Origin of the sequence: Micromonospora sp. CNB394, from assembly GCF_000374985.1 — a bacterium.
Classification (GTDB): domain Bacteria; phylum Actinomycetota; class Actinomycetes; order Mycobacteriales; family Micromonosporaceae; genus Micromonospora; species Micromonospora marina.
The window spans coordinates 53,245-72,460 of record NZ_KB895844.1 but is presented as its reverse complement, the minus strand read 5'-3'; the positions used below and the strand labels follow the sequence as shown (position 1 = coordinate 72,460).

The 19,216-nt window shown below is 71.8% G+C and carries 20 protein-coding genes; 17 read left to right on the top strand and 3 right to left on the bottom strand.

The features are described 5' to 3' along the window. Positions 1-12: 12 nt before the first annotated feature. The 7 genes from C569_RS0120695 (at position 13) to C569_RS0120665 (ending at position 8,845) form a co-directional block, all read left to right on the top strand. A complete protein-coding gene (locus C569_RS0120695; protein WP_018787680.1) occupies positions 13-1,251 on the top strand; it encodes a PP2C family protein-serine/threonine phosphatase in 1,239 nt (412 codons plus the stop codon). Between the two features lie 28 nt (positions 1,252-1,279). Next, positions 1,280-3,025, top strand: a complete 1,746-nt coding sequence (locus tag C569_RS0120690; RefSeq protein ID WP_018787679.1) for an ATP-binding protein — start codon at positions 1,280-1,282, stop codon at positions 3,023-3,025. Beyond that, positions 3,022-3,474, top strand: a complete 453-nt coding sequence (locus C569_RS0120685) for a response regulator (RefSeq protein WP_018787678.1) — start codon at positions 3,022-3,024, stop codon at positions 3,472-3,474. Before C569_RS0120690 ends, C569_RS0120685 begins: the two co-directional genes overlap by 4 nt. Then, positions 3,467-4,276 carry an inositol monophosphatase family protein gene (locus tag C569_RS0120680; RefSeq protein WP_018787677.1) on the top strand — a complete coding sequence of 270 codons (810 nt, stop codon included), beginning with the start codon at positions 3,467-3,469 and terminating at the stop codon, positions 4,274-4,276. Before C569_RS0120685 ends, C569_RS0120680 begins: the two co-directional genes overlap by 8 nt. 184 nt (positions 4,277-4,460) lie before the next feature. Further along, positions 4,461-5,498: a hypothetical protein gene (locus C569_RS0120675; protein WP_018787676.1), complete on the top strand. Its 1,038-nt coding sequence runs from the start codon at positions 4,461-4,463 to the stop codon at positions 5,496-5,498. Between the two features lie 36 nt (positions 5,499-5,534). After that, positions 5,535-7,091, top strand: coding sequence for a fused MFS/spermidine synthase (locus C569_RS0120670; protein WP_018787675.1), 1,557 nt, complete (start codon positions 5,535-5,537; stop codon positions 7,089-7,091). Between the two features lie 71 nt (positions 7,092-7,162). After that, entirely contained in the window at positions 7,163-8,845 is a 1,683-nt protein-coding gene (locus tag C569_RS0120665; protein ID WP_018787674.1) for a serine/threonine-protein kinase, read from the top strand. Positions 8,846-8,862: 17 nt separating this feature from the next. On the opposite strand, the gene C569_RS0120660 is transcribed toward C569_RS0120665, so the two are convergent. Then, positions 8,863-9,531 carry a TrkA family potassium uptake protein gene (locus C569_RS0120660; RefSeq protein WP_036346403.1) on the bottom strand — a complete coding sequence of 223 codons (669 nt, stop codon included), beginning with the start codon at positions 9,529-9,531 and terminating at the stop codon, positions 8,863-8,865. After that, positions 9,521-10,855: a TrkH family potassium uptake protein gene (locus C569_RS0120655; RefSeq protein ID WP_018787672.1), complete on the bottom strand. Its 1,335-nt coding sequence runs from the start codon at positions 10,853-10,855 to the stop codon at positions 9,521-9,523. The genes C569_RS0120660 and C569_RS0120655 overlap by 11 nt, the downstream gene beginning before the upstream one ends. A 106-nt stretch (positions 10,856-10,961) precedes the next feature. Here C569_RS0120655 and C569_RS0120650 point away from each other — a divergent pair, with 106 nt between their 5' ends. From C569_RS0120650 to C569_RS35095, 3 genes are read left to right on the top strand one after another with little or no spacing between them, the layout of a single operon-like run. Continuing rightward, complete coding sequence (locus C569_RS0120650) at positions 10,962-12,080, top strand: glycerophosphodiester phosphodiesterase (protein ID WP_026268435.1); 1,119 nt, start codon at positions 10,962-10,964, stop codon at positions 12,078-12,080. Continuing rightward, the gene (locus C569_RS0120645) at positions 11,977-12,993 is read left to right on the top strand and encodes a hypothetical protein (protein WP_018787670.1); all 1,017 of its coding nucleotides are present in this window, start codon (positions 11,977-11,979) and stop codon (positions 12,991-12,993) included. The genes C569_RS0120650 and C569_RS0120645 overlap by 104 nt, the downstream gene beginning before the upstream one ends. Then, positions 12,957-13,037 carry a hypothetical protein gene (locus C569_RS35095; RefSeq protein ID WP_369753841.1) on the top strand — a complete coding sequence of 27 codons (81 nt, stop codon included), beginning with the start codon at positions 12,957-12,959 and terminating at the stop codon, positions 13,035-13,037. The genes C569_RS0120645 and C569_RS35095 overlap by 37 nt, the downstream gene beginning before the upstream one ends. 126 nt (positions 13,038-13,163) lie before the next feature. Here C569_RS35095 and C569_RS0120640 read toward each other — a convergent pair whose 3' ends face one another. Continuing rightward, positions 13,164-13,391, bottom strand: coding sequence for a GntR family transcriptional regulator (locus C569_RS0120640; RefSeq protein WP_018787669.1), 228 nt, complete (start codon positions 13,389-13,391; stop codon positions 13,164-13,166). A gap of 281 nt (positions 13,392-13,672) precedes the next feature. On the opposite strand from C569_RS0120640, the gene C569_RS0120635 reads away from it, so the two are divergent. From C569_RS0120635 to C569_RS0120605, 7 genes are all read left to right on the top strand, one after another. Continuing rightward, complete coding sequence (locus tag C569_RS0120635; protein ID WP_018787668.1) at positions 13,673-13,975, top strand: DivIVA domain-containing protein; 303 nt, start codon at positions 13,673-13,675, stop codon at positions 13,973-13,975. Continuing rightward, positions 13,972-14,217 carry a hypothetical protein gene (locus tag C569_RS0120630; protein ID WP_018787667.1) on the top strand — a complete coding sequence of 82 codons (246 nt, stop codon included), beginning with the start codon at positions 13,972-13,974 and terminating at the stop codon, positions 14,215-14,217. Before C569_RS0120635 ends, C569_RS0120630 begins: the two co-directional genes overlap by 4 nt. Positions 14,218-14,434: 217 nt before the next feature. After that, positions 14,435-15,637, top strand: coding sequence for a substrate-binding domain-containing protein (locus tag C569_RS0120625; RefSeq protein ID WP_018787666.1), 1,203 nt, complete (start codon positions 14,435-14,437; stop codon positions 15,635-15,637). Between the two features lie 3 nt (positions 15,638-15,640). Next, the gene (locus C569_RS0120620) at positions 15,641-16,384 is read left to right on the top strand and encodes an ABC transporter ATP-binding protein (RefSeq protein ID WP_013288706.1); all 744 of its coding nucleotides are present in this window, start codon (positions 15,641-15,643) and stop codon (positions 16,382-16,384) included. After that, positions 16,381-17,124: an ABC transporter ATP-binding protein gene (locus C569_RS0120615; RefSeq protein WP_018787665.1), complete on the top strand. Its 744-nt coding sequence runs from the start codon at positions 16,381-16,383 to the stop codon at positions 17,122-17,124. Before C569_RS0120620 ends, C569_RS0120615 begins: the two co-directional genes overlap by 4 nt. Beyond that, complete coding sequence (locus C569_RS0120610; protein ID WP_018787664.1) at positions 17,121-18,011, top strand: branched-chain amino acid ABC transporter permease; 891 nt, start codon at positions 17,121-17,123, stop codon at positions 18,009-18,011. The genes C569_RS0120615 and C569_RS0120610 overlap by 4 nt, the downstream gene beginning before the upstream one ends. Next, on the top strand, positions 18,008-19,117 hold the full coding sequence (locus C569_RS0120605) for a branched-chain amino acid ABC transporter permease (RefSeq protein ID WP_018787663.1): 1,110 nt from the start codon (positions 18,008-18,010) through the stop codon (positions 19,115-19,117). Before C569_RS0120610 ends, C569_RS0120605 begins: the two co-directional genes overlap by 4 nt. The last annotated feature ends 99 nt before the right edge of the window (positions 19,118-19,216 follow it).

The window sequence follows — 19,216 nt, the reverse complement described above, 5'->3', positions numbered from 1 at the left end:
CGACTAGCGGCGGTGACCCGACCGTACCGGGGTGCCGGCGCGTCGGGTGGTGCCTTCGTGCCGTCGGCCGGGGCGGGGCTGCACGGCACCGTACCCCCGGGGGAGCGGCTGCGGGTGCTGCTGGTCGAGGACGACGAGGGCGACGCGTTCCTGGTCGGTGAACTGCTCGCCGAGACCAACTCGATGATCGACCTGCTGGTCGCCACGAGCCTCAGCGAGGCCCGGCAGCGGGTGATGGGCGTGGACTGCGTCCTGCTCGACCTGGGTCTGCCCGACGCGCAGGGGCTGGACGGGCTGCGCCGGGTGCTGGAGATGGCCAGCGGCGCCGCGGTCTGCGTACTGACCGGCCGGTCGGACGAGCACCTGGGTATCGTCGCGGTCGCCGAGGGTGCGCAGGACTACCTGGTCAAGGGCCAGGTGGACGGTGTCCTGCTGACCCGGGCGCTGCGGTACGCGGTAGAGCGCAAGCGGGCCGACGAGAACGCCCGCCGGCTGCGTGAGGTGGAGCTGCGCCAGGCCGAGTCCGCCCGCCTGGAGCGCGGCCTGCTGCCGCAGCCGCTGATGACCACCGACGAGGTGTCGGTGCACACGTTCTACCGGCCCGGCCGGCACGCCGCACTGATCGGCGGCGACTTCTACGACGTGGTGCAGACCCGGCCGGACCGCATCGACCTGATCGTCGGCGACGTCTGCGGGCACGGCGTGGACGAGGCGGCGCTCGGCGTCGAACTGCGCGTCGCCTGGCGGGCACTCGTACTGGCCGGGGTGCCGGACGACGAGGTGCTGCCCGCGCTGGAACAGGTGCTGATGAGCGAGCGCCGGCTCCAGGAGATCTTCGCGACGGTGGCCACCACCCGGCTCGACCTGGCGTCGGCACGGGCCACCGTACGCCTCGCCGGTCACCCGCCGCCGCTGCTGCTCAGCGGCGGGACTGTCGCGCCGGTACCGGCCAAGGGCGGGTTGTTGCTGGGCGTACGCCCGCGCCGCCCGGTCGCCTTCGACCTGGAGTTCGACACCGCCGACTGGTCCCTGCTGTTGTACACCGACGGCCTGATCGAGGGCCGGGTGGACGGCGGTGACGAACGGCTCGACGTGCCGGGTCTGACCGGGCTGCTCGCCGAACCGGCGAACCGGGCGGTGCCGCTGGCCGAGTTGCCCGCCTGGCTGGTCGGGCGGGCCGAGCAGATAAACGGTGGCCCGCTCGCCGACGACGTGGCGATGTTGCTGGTCAGCCGGGGCACCGGCCGGTGAGTGCGAGGAACGAGCGGGAGTGGGGACTGTGAAGGCGTACCAGCAGGGGTGGACCCTGCGGCGGCGGGTGGCCGCGCTGCTCGGTGTGGTGGTCGTGCTGCTGCTCGGGCTGGCCGGCGCGGAGGCGGCGGTCGCCGCGCAGAACCGGCAGAACATCGACGTCGTGCTGCTCAGGACCGGCCCGCTGCGCGTCCAGGCGCAGGAGCTGATGAGTGCGCTGCTCGACCAGGAGACCGCGGTACGCGGGTACGCGGTGAACGGCGACCTCGGTGACCTGGGGCCCTACCGCGAGGGCGTGAAGCGGGAGCAGACCCTCCTCGCCTCGATCCGGGGCCTGTCCGCGGGCTACCCGGATGTCGGCCGCGCGCTGGAAGTGGTGGAGCAGGAGTCCGCGCAGTGGCGGACCCAGGTCGCCGAGCCGGTGATCGCCACGGTCGAACGCGACGGTCCGGCGGCCGGGCGGGCGCTGATCACGGACGAGACCCGGCAGCAGTTCGACGGGATCCGCACGTCGGTGGACACCCTCCAGGACGAGATCCTCTCCGTCCGGCAGGAGGCCGCCGACCGCGTCAACTCGACGAGCAACACCCTGGTCGTGCTGCTGATCATCGCCGCGCTTGTGGTGACGACGGCCGGCGTGGTCATGCTGCTCTCGCTGGACCGGATCCTGATCCGCCCGCTGGCCGACCTGGTCAGCCAGGTGCGCGAGGTGGCCGACGGCGACTACCGGCACCACATCGAGGGGTCCGGTCCGCCGGAGTTCCGGCGGCTCGCCGAGGACATCGACCAGATGCGGATGAAGATCGCCCGGGATCTGGACGAGGTACGCGAGGCGCGCGAGCGCATCGAGTGGGTCAACAGCCAGTTGCAGAAGCAGGCCGAGGAGCTGACCCGCTCCAACCGCGACCTGGAACAGTTCGCGTACGTCGCCTCGCACGACCTCCAGGAGCCGCTGCGCAAGGTGGCGAGCTTCTGCCAGCTCCTCCAGCGGCGGTACGCCGGGCAGCTCGACGAGCGCGCCGACCAGTACATCGCGTTCGCGGTGGACGGTGCGCAGCGTATGCAGCGCCTGATCAACGACCTGCTGGCGTTCTCCCGGATCGGCCGGTTGACCACCGGCTTCACCGAGGTCGACCTGAACAAGGTGATGGGCGACGTGGCCGGGCAGACCGAGGCGGCGTTGCAGTACGCCGACGCGGAGCTGACCTGGGGCGAGATGCCGACCATCCGCGGTGAGGAGCCGCTGCTGACCAACCTGCTGGTCAACCTGGTCAGCAACTCGGTGAAGTTCCGCCGGCCCGACGTGCCGCCGAAGGTGCACGTGTCGGCGCGGCTGGTGGACGGGGAGTGGGAGATCAGCTGCCGGGACAACGGCATCGGGATCGAGCCGGAGTTCGCCGACAAGATCTTCGTGATCTTCCAGCGGTTGCACTCGAAGGACGCGTACCCGGGCACCGGCATCGGGCTGGCCATCGTCAAGAAGATCGTGGAGTATCACGGCGGCCGGGTCTGGGTGGACACCGACACCGACGAGGGCACCGTCATCCGGTTCACGCTGCCCGCGCTGGAGGCCGACATCTCCGCCGCCCAGGCGGCCCAGGCGGCCCAGGCGGCGGCGACGGCACCGGAGGCCGAAGCCGGGGAGCAGACCGAGGCAACCGAGGGCGACCCGCCGGACGCCGGGCGGCAGCCGGACGGCGAGGCACCCGAAGAGTCGCCCGCAGGGGCGGACCGACACGGTACAAACGGTGGCATGAAGGAGACGGTGGGATGACCGCGCCCGCGGACGGCAAGAGCCCGATCGAGGTCCTGCTCGTCGAGGACGACCCCGGCGACGTGCTGATGACCCAGGAGGCGTTCGAGGAGCACAAGCTCCGCAACCGCCTCACCGTCGTCTCCGACGGCGCCGAGGCGCTCGCCTACCTGCGCCGCGAGGGCCAGTACGCGGACGCGGTGACGCCCGACCTGATCCTGCTCGACCTGAACCTGCCCCGCCGGGACGGCCGGGAGGTGCTGAAGGAGATCAAGAAGGACGACGAGCTGCGTCGCATCCCGGTCGTGGTGCTCACCACCTCGCAGGCCGACGAGGACATCCTGCGCAGCTACCAGCTGCACGCCAACGCCTACGTGACCAAGCCGGTGGACTTCGAGCGCTTCATCTCGGTGGTCCGCCAGATCGACGAGTTCTTCGTCAGCGTGGTCAAGCTGCCGCCGCGTGGCTGACCCGCTGCTGGACGACGTCGGCGCGCTGCTGCGGGAGGCGGCGGCCAAGGTCGTCGTGCCGTTGTTCCGCCGGCTCGACGCGTCCGACATCTCCGAGAAGGCACCGGGCGAGGTGGTCACCGTCGCCGACCGCGAGGCGGAGGCGCTGATCTCCGAGGGCCTGCGGCGGCTGCGTCCCGGCTCGGTGGTGGTCGGCGAGGAGGCGGTGGCCGAGGATCCCGGCCTGCTGCGGCACCTGCGCGGCAGCGGCGACGTGTGGCTCGTCGACCCGGTCGACGGCACCTCCAACTTCGCCGCCGGTCGCCGGCCGTTCGCGCTGATGGCGGCGCTGCTCACCGACGGCGTACCGGTGGCTTCCTGGGTGTACGACCCGCTGGACGGCACGATGGCGGCGGCCCGGCTCGGCGCCGGCACCGAGCTGGACGGGGCGTCGCTGAGCGCGCCGCAGGCCGAACCGCGGGTGGGCGCGTTACGCGGCACCGCGGCGACGAAGTTCCTGCCCCCGGACTTCCGCCGCCAGGTGGAGGAGGGCGGGCGTCGCGTCGGTGAGCTGCTGCCCGGCCAGCACTGCGCCGGCCGGGAGTACCTGGACATGCTCACCGGCGCGCAGCAGTTCGTGCTGTTCTGGCGCACCCTGCCGTGGGACCACACGCCCGGCGCGTTGCTGGTGCGCGAGGCCGGGGGCGTGGCCCGCCGGTTCGACGGCGCCGACTACCAGCCGGCCGACGAGGGCCGGGGACTGCTCGTGGCGGCGAGCCCGGAGATCTGGGACGAGGTGAGCGCGGCCCTGCTGAGCGGTTGAGCGGCGCTGCGCGACGGGCGCGGCACGCTGCGTCGACACCGGAGGCCGTACGCCGTCGCCGGCCTGGCGTGGCGCGCGTGGTCCGGTATCGTGACCGGCGGTCTCCGCCAGCAGGCCGCCGTCCGGCGCCGGCGGAGACGCCGCTCGGTGTACGGGGGCCGGCGGTCGACGGAAGGACCATCACGTGCCCAGGACCAGCCCTACCGGCCGGCGCGTCCGGCGGTCGCTGCTCGCCGCGCTCGCCGCGGTGGCCGTGCTGCTCGGCTCCGGCGTGGCCGCCGGACCGGCTGCCGCCGTACCCAGCCCGAACGCCCCGGACGAGGGCGACAGCAAGCAGTTGCGGGCGGCGTTGGAGGCGGCGGCGAAGGGCCACATCGAGGCCCAGAACAAGCTGGAGAACTCCAAGCGCCGGCAGAAGGCGCTCGCCGCCCAGCTCACCGACATCGAGGGACGCCTCGTCGGGCTCAGCGCGCAGGCCGGTGAGGTCGCCGCGCAGTCGTACCGGCTGGGCCGGCTCACCGCGACGTCGATGCTGCTGGCGAGCGCCGACCCGGACGACTTCCTCAAGCGCGCGGCCGAGCTGGACGTGATGGCCCAGCGCGACAGCAAGCGGCTGCGGGAGCTGGCCGACGCGAAGGCGCAGGCGGCCGAGGCGAAGCTCGCCATCGACGCCGAGGTACGCGAGCAGGCCAAGCAGGTGGCGGTGCAGGCCCGCAAGAAGAAGGACGCCGAGGTGGCGCTGGCGAAGGTCAGCTCCGGCGCCGGGTCCGGGTTCAACGGCAGTTCCTCGTCGGCGAAGCCCGCGCCGCGCAACTCGGACGGCTCGTGGCCGTCGGAGTCCTGCTCGGTGGACGACCCGACGCCCGCGTCCGGCTGCATCACGCCGCGCACGCTGCACATGCTCCAGCAGGCCCAGTCGGCCGGTTACAAGCGCTACGCCTCGTGTCACCGCAGCGGTGGCGGCGGCGAGCACCCCAAGGGCCGGGCCTGCGACTTCTCCGCCGCCAGCGGCGGGTTCGAGGACAAGACCGCCACCGGCGGCGACAAGTCGTACGGCGACAGCCTCGCCGCCTGGGCGAAGAACAACGCCAACAAGCTCGGCATCATGTACGTCATCTGGTATCGGCAGATCTGGATGCCGAACACCGGCTGGCGGGCGTACAGCGGCGGCGGCAGCCCGGCGGCGGACCACACAAACCATGTTCACATCTCGATGTATTGACCCGGTGTCTCAGCGGCGCTGCGTACCATCGCCACGATGAGCAGCACTTCGTCCGACGTCACGGCGGAACCGGCCGCCGACGCACCGGTTCCGCCCCGGGCCCTGCCCAACGGGCTCGCCGCGTTCCTCGTCTTCCTCTCCAGCGGGGCGGTGCTGGTGCTGGAGACCGTCTCGCTGCGCCTGGTCGGCCCGTACGTCGGGGTGACCCTCCAGGTGACCAGCTCGGTCATCGGCATGGCACTGGCCGCCATCGCGTACGGGGCGTGGTTCGGCGGGTGGCTCGCCGACCGGCGTGACCCGCGCACCCTGCTCGCCCCGGCGCTGGTGCTGGCCGGCATCGCCACCGCCGTCACGCTGCCGATCGTCAGGTACGCCGGTGAGGTGCTGCGCGGCGGCGCGGCGAGCGCGGTGCTCCTGCTGACCGCGCTGACCGTGGTGCTGCCCGCGGCGCTGCTGTCCGCCATCACCCCGCTCGTGGTGAAGCTCCAGCTCGCCGACCTGCGCCGCACCGGCCAGGTGGTGGGCAAGCTGTCCAGCATCGGCACGCTCGGCGGCATCACCGCCACGCTCGGCACCGGCTTCATCCTGGTGGCCGCGCTGCGCAGCTCCGTCATCGTGCTGGCACTGGCCGCGGTGATCGGGGTGACCGGGCTGGCACTCGGCGTCTGGCTGCGCCGGCAGGCCGGCCCCACCGGGCTGTCCGCGCCGGGCCGGGTCAAGGCCGCGCTGGCACTGCTCGGTCTCGCCGCCGCCGGGCTCACCGCCGCGGCGCCGAACCCGTGCGACGTGGAGACGGCGTACCACTGCGCCCGCGTCGAGGTGGACCCGTCGTGGCCGCAGGGGCGCACGCTCTACCTCAACTCGGCCGAGCACTCGTACGTCGACCTGAACGAGCCGAACCACCTGAAGTACGCGTACACGCAGTGGATCGGCCTGGTCGCGGACGTGGCGCGGCCGGCGCGGCAGCCGATGGACGCGCTGCACCTGGGCGGTGGCGGCTTCACCGTGCCGAACTACCTGGTCGCGACCCGGCCCGGCACCGACAACCTGGTCTTCGAACTCGACGGCGGCCTGGTCGAGCTGGACCGGCGGGAGCTGGGCCTGCGCACCGGCCCGCAGATGCGAGCCGAGGTGGGCGACGCGCGGGTGCTGCTGCGCGGCGAGCCGGGCGACAGCCGCGACTTCATAGTCGGTGACGCGTTCGGCCACCTGGTGGTGCCGTGGCACCTGGCCACCCGGGAGATGGCCGCCGACATCCGGCGGGTGCTGCGCCCGGACGGGATCTACGTGCAGAACGTCATCGACTATCCGCCGGGCCGGTTCATCCGCGCCGAACTGGCCACCGTGAAGGCCGAGTTCGCGCACGTCGCGCTGATCGCCCCGCCCGGCGCGATCGACGGGGAGCAGGGCGCCAACTTCGTGATCGTCGCCTCGGACGCGCCGCTGCCGCTCGCCGCGATCCCGGCCGGGCTCAAGTTGCTGCCGGAGCGGGCCGAACTGATGGACGAGGCGGCGGTGACCGGATGGGTCGGGGACGCGATGGTGCTCACCGACGACTACGCGCCGGTGGACCAACTGCTCGCGACAGCCTGAACGGGTGACTTTCCTGACCGATTCCGACCGCTGAGGTGTACCGGGGTCGACTTCGGGCAACAGGACCGACCATGGGTGGACCGGTCAGGAACGGCGTGCAACTGCTCGGCGAGCGGTACCGGCTCGTCGAGCAGTTGGGTGCGGGCGGCATGTCGGTCGTCTGGCGCGGCTACGACGAGGTGCTGGGCCGGCAGGTCGCGGTCAAGGTGCTGGCCTCGCGGCTGGCCAGCGACAAGGCGTTCCGGCATCGGATCCGGGTGGAGGCGCAGGCCGCGGCGCGACTGTGCCACCCCAACATCACGAACGTGTACGACTACGGCGAGTCCGTGCAGGTCGGCCTGACCGTGCCGTACGTGGTCATGGAACTGGTCGACGGCGGTCCGCTCAGCGGGCGGCTCGGCCGCGACGGGCAGCTTCCCTGGCGGGAGGCCATGACCATCGGCGCGGAGGTCGCCTCGGCGCTGACCGCCGCGCACGCCCGGGGCGTGGTGCACCGGGACGTGACCCCGGGCAACGTCATGCTGACGCCGACCGGCGTGAAGGTCGTCGACTTCGGCATCTCGGCGCTGGTGGGGGAGAGCGACAAGGGACCGGACGGCGCGCTGCTCGGCACGCCCGCGTACCTGGCGCCGGAGCGGCTGGACAACGGCCACGTCTCGCCTGCCACCGACGTGTACGCGGTGGGGCTGTTGCTCTACCGGATGCTCACCGGCCGCCTGCCGTGGCAGGCCAGCACCACCACCGAGATGCTGCGCGCCCACATGTACCGCGACCCGGACCCGATGCCCGCGGTGCCGGGCCTGCCCGAGCCGGTCGCCGCGCTGGTGCAGCGGTGCCTGGCCAAGCGCCCCGAGGACCGCCCCGCCACCGCCGAGGTGGCCCGTACGCTCGCCGAGGCGGCCGGTATCGCGGCGGTCGTGCCGGTGTCACCGGCGTTCGGCCGGATGGACCCGGCGCTCGCGGAGAACGCGGGCACGACGATCCTGCCGTGGTCGGCGGAGACCGGTGCGCTGCCGTTCTCGGCGGTGCGCACCCGGACCCGGCGGGCGGCGGCGCGGCGGCGCAAGCTGGAGGCCGGTGTGGCCGCCGTCGGACTGATCGCGGTCACCGCCACGCTGTGGGGCGTGACGTCGCGGAGCCCGGCCAGCGGCGGGGTGGAGCCGACCGAGGCGAAGATGGGGTTGCCCGAGCCGACTCCCTGCGCTGTCGACTACTCGCTGCGCCGCGACACCGGCAAGGACTTCTCCGCCGAGCTGACGCTCACCAACACCAGCGACCGCGAGCTGCGCGGCTGGACGATGAACTTCACGTTCCCCGGCAAGCAGACGGTCACCACGGCCCAGCCGCCGGCACGCCAGGTGGGACAGACCGTGTCGGTCACCGCTGCGGCGGCGACCCCGGCGCTGGCGCCGGGCGCGTCGACGAAGCTCACGCTGGCCGGACGCTACACCGGGAGCAACACGCTGCCGGTGGAGTTCACGGTCGGTGGTCGCACGTGCGGCGTGCAGGTGTCGGGGATCGCCGGCTCGGTGCCGGTCACCGTCGCGCCGACCACCGAGGCGCCCGCCAAGCCGCCCGCCAAGCCGACCACCAAGGCACCCGCAAAGCCGGCCACCAAGCCGGCCACCAAGGCCACCAAGGGTGGCCCGGCGAAGGCGAAGCCGGCGCCCAAGCCCAAGGCGCCGAAGCCCGCCAAGGGCGAGGCCGGGAAGAGCGACGACGATGACGACGACGAGGACGAGGACGACGACTGAGGGGCAGTGGTGCCTGCTCAGCCCAGCGCGGAGAACCGCTGCACCTGGGTGATGCCGCCCTCCACGATGAGGACGCTGTCCGGCGTCAGCACCGTGTCCGGTCCGGCGTACCGGAACGGCTGTCCGGACCGCTTCGCGCCCACCACCATCACGCCGTACCGGTCCTGCGGGGCGACGTCGCGCAGCGACCGCCCGACCAGCGGCGCGGGCACCCGGATCTTGGCGATGGCGAAGTCGTCGTCGAACTCGATGAAGTCGAGCATCCGGCTGACGATCAGGTGCGCCACCCGCTCGCCGGTCTCCGCCTCGGGGAAGACCACGTGGTGCGCGCCGACCGAGTGCAGGATCTTCGCGTGCTTCTCCGAGGTGGCCCGCGCCCAGATCTGCTCGATCCCCAGTTCGGCGAGCGCCAGCACGGTGAGCACGCTCGCCTCCAGCGACGCGCCGATCGCGACCACCACCCGGCGGAAGTCCGCCAGCCCGAGCTGGCGCAGCACCTCCTCCTCGGTGCTGTCCGCCTGCACCACCCGGTCCAGCTCGCCGGACCAGTGCTGAACCCGGACCGGGTCTCGGTCGACCGCGAGCACCTCGTGGCCGAGCCGGGACAGCGACTCGGCCAGGCGCGAGCCGAACCGGCCCAGGCCGATCACCACGATGCCCGTCTCGTTCGGATGTCTAACCGACAATGGGTTGCTCCTCCGGGTAGCGGTACAGCCGCCGACGGGTGTTCAACGCGATCGCCGAGCCGAGCGTGAGCGGCCCGACCCGGCCGACGTACATGAGCGCGGTCAGCGCGTACTGGCCCGCCGGGGAGAGCTGCTGGGACAGGCCGACGCTCAGGCCGGTGGTGCTGAACGCGGAGGTGACCTCGAACAGTGCCGCGTAGAAGGGCACCTGCGCGGTCAGCGCGATCAGGACGACGGTGCCGACGGCCACCAGCGCCACGCTGAGCAGCGCCACCGTCAGCGCCTGCCGCTGACTGGACGGGGACACGCGGCGTCGTCCCACGGTGATGTCCGGCTCGCCACGCAGCTCGGCCCAGATGGCGAAGCCGAGCAGGAAGAACGTGGAGACCTTGATGCCACCGGCCGTGCTGGCGCTGCCGCCACCGACGAACATCAGGCCGACGAACATCGGATAGCTCTCCTCGGTGAGCCGGTCCACGTTGACGAGGTCGAAACCACCGGTGCGGCTCAGCGCGATCTGGCCGAAGGCCGCGAGCACCTTGCCCGGCACGTCGTAGGTGCCGATCGTGTACGGGTTGAACCATTCGGCCAGCAGCAGGTAGACCACGCCGACGACGGTCAGCACCACGCTGCCCCAGACGGTCAGCTTGGTGGCCACCGTCCAGCGCGTCGGCCGTCGCCACTCCCGGGTGGCCTCGAAGATCGCCGGGAAGCCGAGCCCGCCGACGATCGCCCCGGCACTGAGCGACAGCGTCACCCAGGGGTCGCGACCGAAGGCCACGAGGCTGTCGGAGTAGAGCGTGAAGCCGCCGTTGTTGAACGCCTGGACCGAGTGGAACACGGCGGACCAGAGCGCCCGCCCCGGCGTGTAGTCGTAGACCAGCCACACCCGTCCGCCGACCACGGCGGCCACCAGCGCCTCGGTGACGAAGACGGTGGCCGCGATCCGCACCAGCAGCCGGCGCAGGTCACCGAGCCCGAACTCGGCGGTCTCGGCCTGGACGAGCAGCCGGTTACGCAGGCCGAGCTGGCGGGAGACGGCGAGGATCACCAGTGACGCGCCGGTCAGGATGCCGAGCCCGCCGAGTTGCGTGAGCACGGTGATCGTCACGAGCCCGAAGTGGTTCCAGTAGTTCGGCGTGTCGGTGACGGTCAGGCCGGTCACCGACACCGCCGACGTGGACGTGAACAGCGCGGTGACGAACGGGGTGTGCCGCTGCTCGCTGGTGGCCCAGGGCAGCATGAGCAGACCGGTGCCGACCAGGATCACCGCCAGGAACCCCAACGGCACCAGCCGTACGGGCTTCCGGAGCAGGCGGCGCATCCCGTCATCTTCCGTCCGGAGATTCACCGGCAGGTCAGGAACCGACCAACTGGCGGTCAACCACACCCGGTCTGCTGTGCGTACCCATCGACGACAGGAGACGGCGTTGCGACGTACCCTTTCCGCCCTCGGCGTGGCCGGCGCGCTGCTCGCGGCGGCCGCTGTGGTGGTGCCGGCCGTGGCCGCCCAGGCCGGCCCGGACCACCGCGCCGAGCAGGCCCGCGCGCCCCAGCGGCCGATCGTGATCGGCCACCGCGGCGCGAGCGGCTACCGCCCGGAGCACACCCTGGAGGCCTACCGGCTCGCCATCCGCCAGGGCGCCGACTTCATCGAGCCGGACCTGGTCTCGACCAGGGACGGCGTCCTGGTCGCGCGGCACGAGAACGAGATCTCCGGTACGACGGACGTGGCCGCCCGCCCCGAGTTCGCCGGCCGCAAGGCGACGAAGACCATCGACGGGGTGACGGTCACCGGCTGGTTCACCGAGGACTTCACGCTGGCCGAGCTGAAGACGCTGCGCGCCAAGGAGCGCCTGCCCCAGGTGCGGGTCGCCAACACCGCGTTCGACGGCAAGTTCGAGATCCCGACGTTCCAGGAGGTGATCGACCTGGCGCGGGCCGAGTCGAAGGCCCGGGGCCGGACCATCGGCGTCTACCCGGAGACCAAGCACCCCACCTACTTCGCGTCGATCGGGCGTCCGCTGGAGGAGCCGCTGGTCGCGGTGCTGCGCCGCAACCGGCTCACCCACCGCAACGACCCGGTGTTCGTGCAGAGCTTCGAGACCGCCAACCTGCGCAAGCTCGACAAGATGATCGACGTGCGGCTGGTGCAGCTCATGGACGCGAGCGGCGCGCCCTACGACTTTGTCGCCGGCGGCGACAAGCGGACCTACGCCGACCTGGCCACGCCCGCGGGGCTGGCCTGGATCTCCCGGTACGCCGACGGCGTCGGCCTGAACAAGAACCTGATCGTGCCCCGGGACTCCGCCGGTCGGCTGCTCGCGCCGACCTCGGTGATCCGGGACGCGCACCGGCAGAAGCTGGTGGTGCACGCATGGACGTTCCGGGCCGAGAACCAGTTCCTGCCGGTGGACTTCCGCATCGGCACCGACCCGAACGCGCGTGGGGACATCACGTCCGAGTACGAACTGTTCTTCGACCTGGGCCTGGACGGGGTGTTCAGCGACCACCCCGACACGGCGGTGGCCGCCCGAGCGGGCCGCTGACCCTCGAAAGGCGTGGCGGACCGGCCGGGTCGTTCCGGCCGGTCCGCCCTTCGCCGACGAGGACGTCTGGGTCTTCAACCTGCCCGGCAACCAGGCGACGACGGGTACTTTCCAGACGATCACGGCCACATTCAGCACGCCCGGCGGACCGGTCACCCGGACCATTCCCATCGACCCGAACAGCGCCATCGTCAACGACCTCGGCACCAGCAAGGCCTGGATCCGGACCCCGGCCGGCTGGACGCTGACGGGAGCCACCGCGGTCATCTCGGGCACCGCCCGCTTCTTCGTCCTCACGCACACGTGCGCCGCCGGCGACATCGGCCTTTCGCTGACGCTGACGAAGACCGGCACGCCCGCGAGTGGGCTCAAGGCCGGCCAGGTCGTCACCTACACGTACACCGTCGGGAACGCGAGCACGGGCACGACGGACCCGATCACGGCCATCGCGATCACCGACGACAAGGTCACCTGCATCACCTGCGCGACGACCTCGCTGGCGCCCGGCGCGAGCACCACCTGTACGGGGACGTACACCGTGACGGAGGCCGACGTGGCGGCGGGTGAGATCGTCAACACCGCCAGGGCGAACGGCTCGTTCGGTGAGCAGCAGGTCACCTCCAACGAGGCCACGTTCACAGTCACCACGGTCACGCCCCCGCCGGTGCGGGCCAGCCTGTCGATCGACAAGAAGGCCCGGGTCGAGTCGACCTGCAAGAACGAGTGCGAGCCCGACGGGTACGCGGCCAAGGGAGACAAGATCCTCTACACCTACCGGGTGACCAACACCGGCACGGTGACGATCACCGACGTCGCCGTGGTCGACCCGGCAAGCACCTGCCCGTCACCGGCAGCAGCACGACGCCGATGGTCGGCATCGGTGGTGGGCTGCTGGCCGCGGGCGGCCTGCTGATCGGCCTCAGCCGAATGCGCCGCAAGGTGGGCGTCCAGCTCTGACCTGTCACTCCGGAGGCACTCCGGGCGCTGTACGCGGTGCATCCCGCCCGGTCTCGCGGAAGATCGATGTGAATCTTGGAAAGTTCTCGTTCGGTATGAACGAGAACTTTCCAAGATCGGGGCCGGTCAGCTCGGGGGTTCGGCCACGTAGGTGCCTCGGCCGGGCTGGCCGGTGATCAGCTCGCGATCATGCAGCAACGACATCGCCCGGTAGGCCGTGTTCATGTGGACGCCGTAGGACTCGGCCAACTCGCGGGTGGAGGGCAGCCTGTCGCCCGGCTTCAACTCACCACTTTTGATCTTGGCGGCGATGTCGTTGGCGATGCGGCGGAACGGTGCTTCTGCTGTGGGCATGGTGGGACTCCGGTTGGTTCGGCGAATCCGATCCTGCCCTACCTGCACAAGTAACTGCAACAAGTTGCCCGGCGCGTCGAGAGTGGAGGCTCGCGCATAACCAGATCCTGGTGTAGGTTGACCCTGTCCGGCTCCGGTTGGTTCGGCAAACCTCGGGAGCCGGGCCCCGAATGGGCTCCGGGGTCGTACCGCCGAACGGGCTGCGGTCTCGGGGCCGGCGGCCCGCCCGCGTCCCCTGTCTGCGGGCGGGCCGCCTCCACGGCTCGGCGAGGAGGATCGGCGTGCGTAACGTGCTCAACCTGTTCCAGCCGTCCCGGCGGCGCGGCAAGGGCGGCCCGCCGAACCAGGGCTGGTACCGCTCGGACTCGTGCCGCCCGCTGAGTGTCGGGCAGATCCGCGAGCGGCGGTTCCGGACCGTGCGGCACGGGCTCGACCCGGCGGAGGTGCACGCCTTCCTCTACCGGGTGGCGGGTGACCTGGCGCTGGCCCGGCGCGACGCGTCCCGGCACGCCGAGGAGAACACCCGGATCAAGCAGGCGCTCAAGAGCTGGCAGTCCCGGTTCACTCCGGGCGCGCAGCGGTGAGCCGGGAGCGGTTCGTCGTACACCTGCCGGTGCTCGCGGCCGACCTCGACGGCGCACGGGGGTTCGCGCGGGCCATCTGCCGGGCCCTCGGGTTCCTGGCCGACGTGGAACGCGCCGGGACGACCGTGTCGCGGGAGGACGAGCAGTCCGTACGCCACTGGGTCTGGTGCGACCGGGTACGTGACGGTGGCCGGCGGTGCGCGCGGGCGGCCGACCACGACGGGGACTGCGGCGGGCGCTGACCCGGCCCGCGATGGCGTGGGCCGACATTCCCGGCGGGGCGTGCGTGGCGGGCGTGGCCATCCCGGGTCGGTACGGTTACGCGCCGATGTCCGGCGTTGTAACGTGCGGCCACCCCGTCGCGGGCACTTGTGTGCGCCGACCACATAGCCCGTGGGTGACGTCACTTCTAGCGTGAGCCGACAACTGACATTCCCCCTGTCCTCACCTGGAGTCGCAATGACGATCCGGCACACGCGACGGGTGTTCCTTACCGCCGCCACCTCGGTGGCGGTCGCTCTGGCCGCCACGGCCTGTGGCAGCCCGCAGGACACCGCATCCGGCGGCGGCGACGCCGCCCCGGTCAAGGTCGGTCTGGTCTACTCGCAGTCCGGCCCGCTCGCCAGCTACGGCAAGCAGTACATCGAGGGTTTCAAGGCGGGCCTCGACTTCGCCACCGAGGGCACCGGCAAGGTCGGTGACCGTACGATCGAGCTGACCGAGGCCGACGACGCGGGCGACCCGGCCAAGGCCGTGTCCGCCGCGAAGGACATGATCGGCAAGGGCACGAAGATCATCGCCGGGTCCACCTCCTCCGGTGTGGCACTCCAGGTGGCGCCGATCGCCGCGCAGAACAAGGTGCTGTTCATCTCCGGCCCGGCCGCCACGGACGCGGTGACCGGCGCGAACAAGTACACGTTCCGCTCCGGCCGGCAGTCGTGGCAGGACGTGGTGACCGCCCGGTCGTTCATCGGCGACGCGGCGGACAAGAAGGTCGTGGTGTTCGCGCAGGACGGCGCGTTCGGCGACGCGAACGAGGCCGCCGTCAAGGCCGTGATCGGCGGCGCCGGCGCGAACGTGAGCAGCGTCCGGGCCCCGGCCAGCGCCACCGAGTTCACGCCGTTCGCCAGCCAGATCAAGGCCGCCAAGCCGGACCTGCTCTTCGTCGCCTGGGCCGGCACCACCGCCGGCGCGATGTGGCAGACGCTCGACCAGCAGGGCGTCCTCGCCTCCACGACCGTCGTCACCGGCCTGGACATCCGCGCCTCGTGGCCGACGTTCGGCGCGGCCGGCACCAAGATCTCGTTCCTCTCGCACTACTTCGACGGGGCCAGCGACACCGAGGCCGCCAAGGCCGCGAAGGCGAAGGTGCCGGGCGGCACGCTCGACCTGTTCCACCCGGACGGGTTCGCCGCCGCGCAGATGGTCGTCCGTGCCGTGCAGGAGGGCGGCGACGACGTGGAGAAGATGGTGCAGGCGCTGGAGGGCTGGGAGTTCGAGGGCGTCAAGGGTGCCATGAAGATCCGCGCCGAGGACCACGCGCTGCTCCAGCCGATGTACCAGGCCAAGCTCTCCGGCAGTGGCACCGCCTTCACGGCCACCGTCCAGAAGTCGCTCACCGGTGACGAGAGCGCGCCGCCGGTCGCGCAGATGAAGGGCTGACCGATGCTCGCCACCCGCGGTCTGACCTGGCGGATCGGTGAGGTCGCCATCGTCGACTCCGTCTACCTCGATCTGGCGCCGGGGGAGTTCCTCGGCGTGATCGGGCCCAACGGCGCCGGCAAGACCTCCCTGTTCAACCTGATCACCGGCCTGCGCCGCCCCACCGAGGGCACGGTCCTGCTGGACGGCGCGGACATCACCGCGCTTCCGCCGCACCGGCGTGCCCGGCTCGGCCTGGGGCGCACCTTCCAGGCGTCCTCGGTCTTCGGCTCGCTGAGCGTGCGGGAGAACGTCCGGCTCGCCGTACAGGCACACCGGGGTGGCTCGATGAAACTGTGGCGGCGGGCGGCGGCCGACCGGGAGGTGGCCGCCGCCGCCGACGCGGCGCTCGACCGGGTCGGCCTGCACCACAGGGGTACGGCGCTCGCCGGCACCCTGGCCCACGGCGAGAAGCGCAAGCTGGAGATCGCGCTGCTGCTCGCCGGGGAGCCCCGGGTGATGCTGCTGGACGAGCCGATGGCCGGCGTGAGCGCCGAGGACGTGCCCGAGCTGGTCAGCGTGATCAAGTCGTTGACCGGCGACAGCGGCCGGGCGGTGCTCATGGTGGAACACCACATGGACGTGATCCTGGAGCTGGCCGACCGGATCGCCGTGATGCACCACGGCGCGCTGCTGGCCTGCGACACCCCGGACACGGTGATGGCGAACGCCACCGTGCAGGAGGCGTACCTGGGGGAGGCCCTGTGAACGCGAGCAGTGAGCCGGTCCTGTCCGTCGAGGACCTGTCCGTGCGGATCGCCGGACTGCACATCCTCCAGGGCGTGTCGTTCGAGGTCGCGCCGACCGGCGTCACGGTGCTGCTCGGGCGCAACGGCGTCGGCAAGACCACCACGTTGCGTGCGATCGTCGGGCTGACGCCGCGCGGCGGCGAGGTGCGCGGCAGCGTACGCATGGGGGCCCGGAGCCTGCTCGCGCGCCCCACCCACCGGCTGGTCCGCGACGGGCTCGGCTACGTGCCGGAGGACCGCTGCGTGTTCGCCGCGCTCACCGTCGCGGAGAACCTGCGACTGGCCGAACGGCGGGGCGTCACGCCCGCGTACGACAAGGTCTTCGCTCTCTTCCCGGAGCTGGAGCGGCGCGGACGGCAACGGGCCGGCTCGCTGTCCGGCGGGCAGCAGCAGATGCTCGCGATCGGCCGGGTGCTGCTGAACGACAACCGGCTGCTGCTGGTCGACGAGCCGACGAAAGGGCTGGCGCCGAAGGTGGTGACCGAGGTGGCCGAGGTGCTGGAACGGGTGGCGGAATCCGTGCCGGTGCTGCTGGTCGAGCAGAACCTGGCGGTGGTACGGCGACTGGCGACCGACGCGGTGGTGCTCTCCGCCGGGCAGGTCGCCTGGACCGGCGACGCCCGCGAACTGCTGCTGGAGACCGCGCTTACCAAGTCGCTGCTCGGTGTGGGTTCGGGTTCCGGGGAGGTGCACGCGTGAACACGGTGGTCCTGCTGACGCTGACCGGGCTGGGCCTGGCGGCGCTCTACTTTCTCGTGGCCTCCGGCCTCTCCCTGGTCTTCGGCCTCGCCGACGTGCTCAACTTCGCGCACGGGCTGTTCCTCGGCGTGGGCGCGTACGCGACGTGGTGGGCCTCGGGCAACCTGCCCGGAGCCGGGCCGGACGGGTTCGGCTTCGTCCTGGCTGTCGTCTTCGGCGTGCTGGCCGGTTCGTTCGTCGCGGTGCTGGTGGAGCTGGTGCTGATCCGGCCGCTCTACTCCCGCACCATCGAGCAGGTGCTCGTCACCGTCGGCCTGTCGCTGGCCGGGGTGGCGCTGCTCCAGGCCACCTGGGGCGCTGATCCGCGTCCGTTCCCGCGCCCGGACTGGAGCCGGGAGGTGACGTCGGTGCTCGGCGCCCAGGTGCCGAACGCCGGTCTGCTGCTGATCGTCGCCGCCGTGGTGGTGCTCGGCGCGCTGCTGGCGTTCCTGCGCTGGACGCGGTACGGCCTGATCATCCGGGCCGGGGTGGAGAACCGGGAGATGGTCACCGCGCTCGGCATCGACGTGCGCAAGGCGTTCACGCTGGTCTTCGCGATCGGCGGGGCCGCCGCCGCGCTGGCCGGCGCACTCGGCGGCGTCTACTTCGGCACCGTCTCGCCGGGGCAGGGCGGCTCGCTGCTGATCTTCGCCTTCATCGTGGTGGTGATCGGCGGGATGGGCTCGGTGGTCGGGTCCGCGTACGCGGCGGTCGCGGTGGGGCTGCTGCAACAGTTCGTCAACTACTACGGCACGTCCGGGCTGGGTGACCTGTGCGTGGTCGGCCTGCTCGCCGTGGTGCTGCTGCTGCGTCCGCAGGGCCTGGCCGGAAAGGTGGCTCACGCATGACCAACTCGGTGGTCGACGCGCCTCCGGCGCAGGTGCCCGACGAACTGACCCCCGGGCGTTCCCGCTGGCACCGACTGCGCCCGTACCTGCCGCTGGTCGCGCTGGTGGTGGCGGCGGTCCTGCCGTACTCCACGCTGAACCTGCCGGGCATCTTCGAGGGACCGCTGAACTCGCCCGGCACGCTGCAACTGCTCGCCATCTGCCTGGTCTTCGGCGGGCTCGCGGCCGGATACGACCTGCTGTTCGGGCGGACCGGAATGCTCTCCTTCGGCCACGCCCTCTACTTCGCCGCCGGGGTGTACGGCACCGACATCCTGGTCACCGAGGCCGGGTTGCCGCTGTGGCAGGCCGCCGTGCTGACGGTGGTCGGCGGGACCACGCTCGCCGCGCTGCTCGGCGCGGTGGCACTGCGCACGGTGGGCATCGCGTTCGCCATGGTGACGCTGGCGTTCGCGCAGGTCGGGGCGATCCTGGTGGCCCGCGACTTCGGTGGCCTCACCGGCGGTGAGGAGGGCTTGCCGCTGGACGTGTCAGGGCTGCCGCCGGCGCTGGTGGGCGTCACCAACACGGTGAACCTGTACTGGCTGGCGCTGGCGTACCTGGCGATCGTGGTCCTGGTCGTGCACCGGGTCAGCGCCTCGCCGACCGGGCGGGTGCTGGCCGGGCTGCGTGACGACGAGCGGCGCATCGGGGTGCTCGGGCTCGACCCGTACCGGTTCAAGCTCGTCGCGTTCACGCTGGCCGGTGGTCTCGCGTCGGCCGGCGGGGTGGTCTACGTGCTGATCGTCGGCGGCGCCAGCCCGCACATCACCTCGTCGGAGCTGACGCTGTCGCTGCTGGTCATGGTGGTGCTCGGCGGCCCCGGTACGCGGTGGGGGCCGGTGCTCGGCGGCGTCCTCTACATGTACCTGGACCATCGGCTCACCGCGTTCGGCAGCAGCGAGGCGGTGAACAGCCTGCCCGCGTTCCTCAGCCGTCCGCTGAGCCAGCCGTTGTTCGTCCTGGGCACGGTGTTCATCCTGGCCGTCTACTTCTTCCCCGGCGGCCTGGCCAGCCTGCGCTCCCGCCTGACCCCCGTCCTGACCGCCCTCCGCCGCCCCCGCTGACGGCTCCCATCCCCCTCCCCTCACCCCGTTGATCAAGGAGTTTGTGTCCTGATTCCGCGGTTAGGATGACCCAAACTCCTTGATCAACGGGGAGAGCGG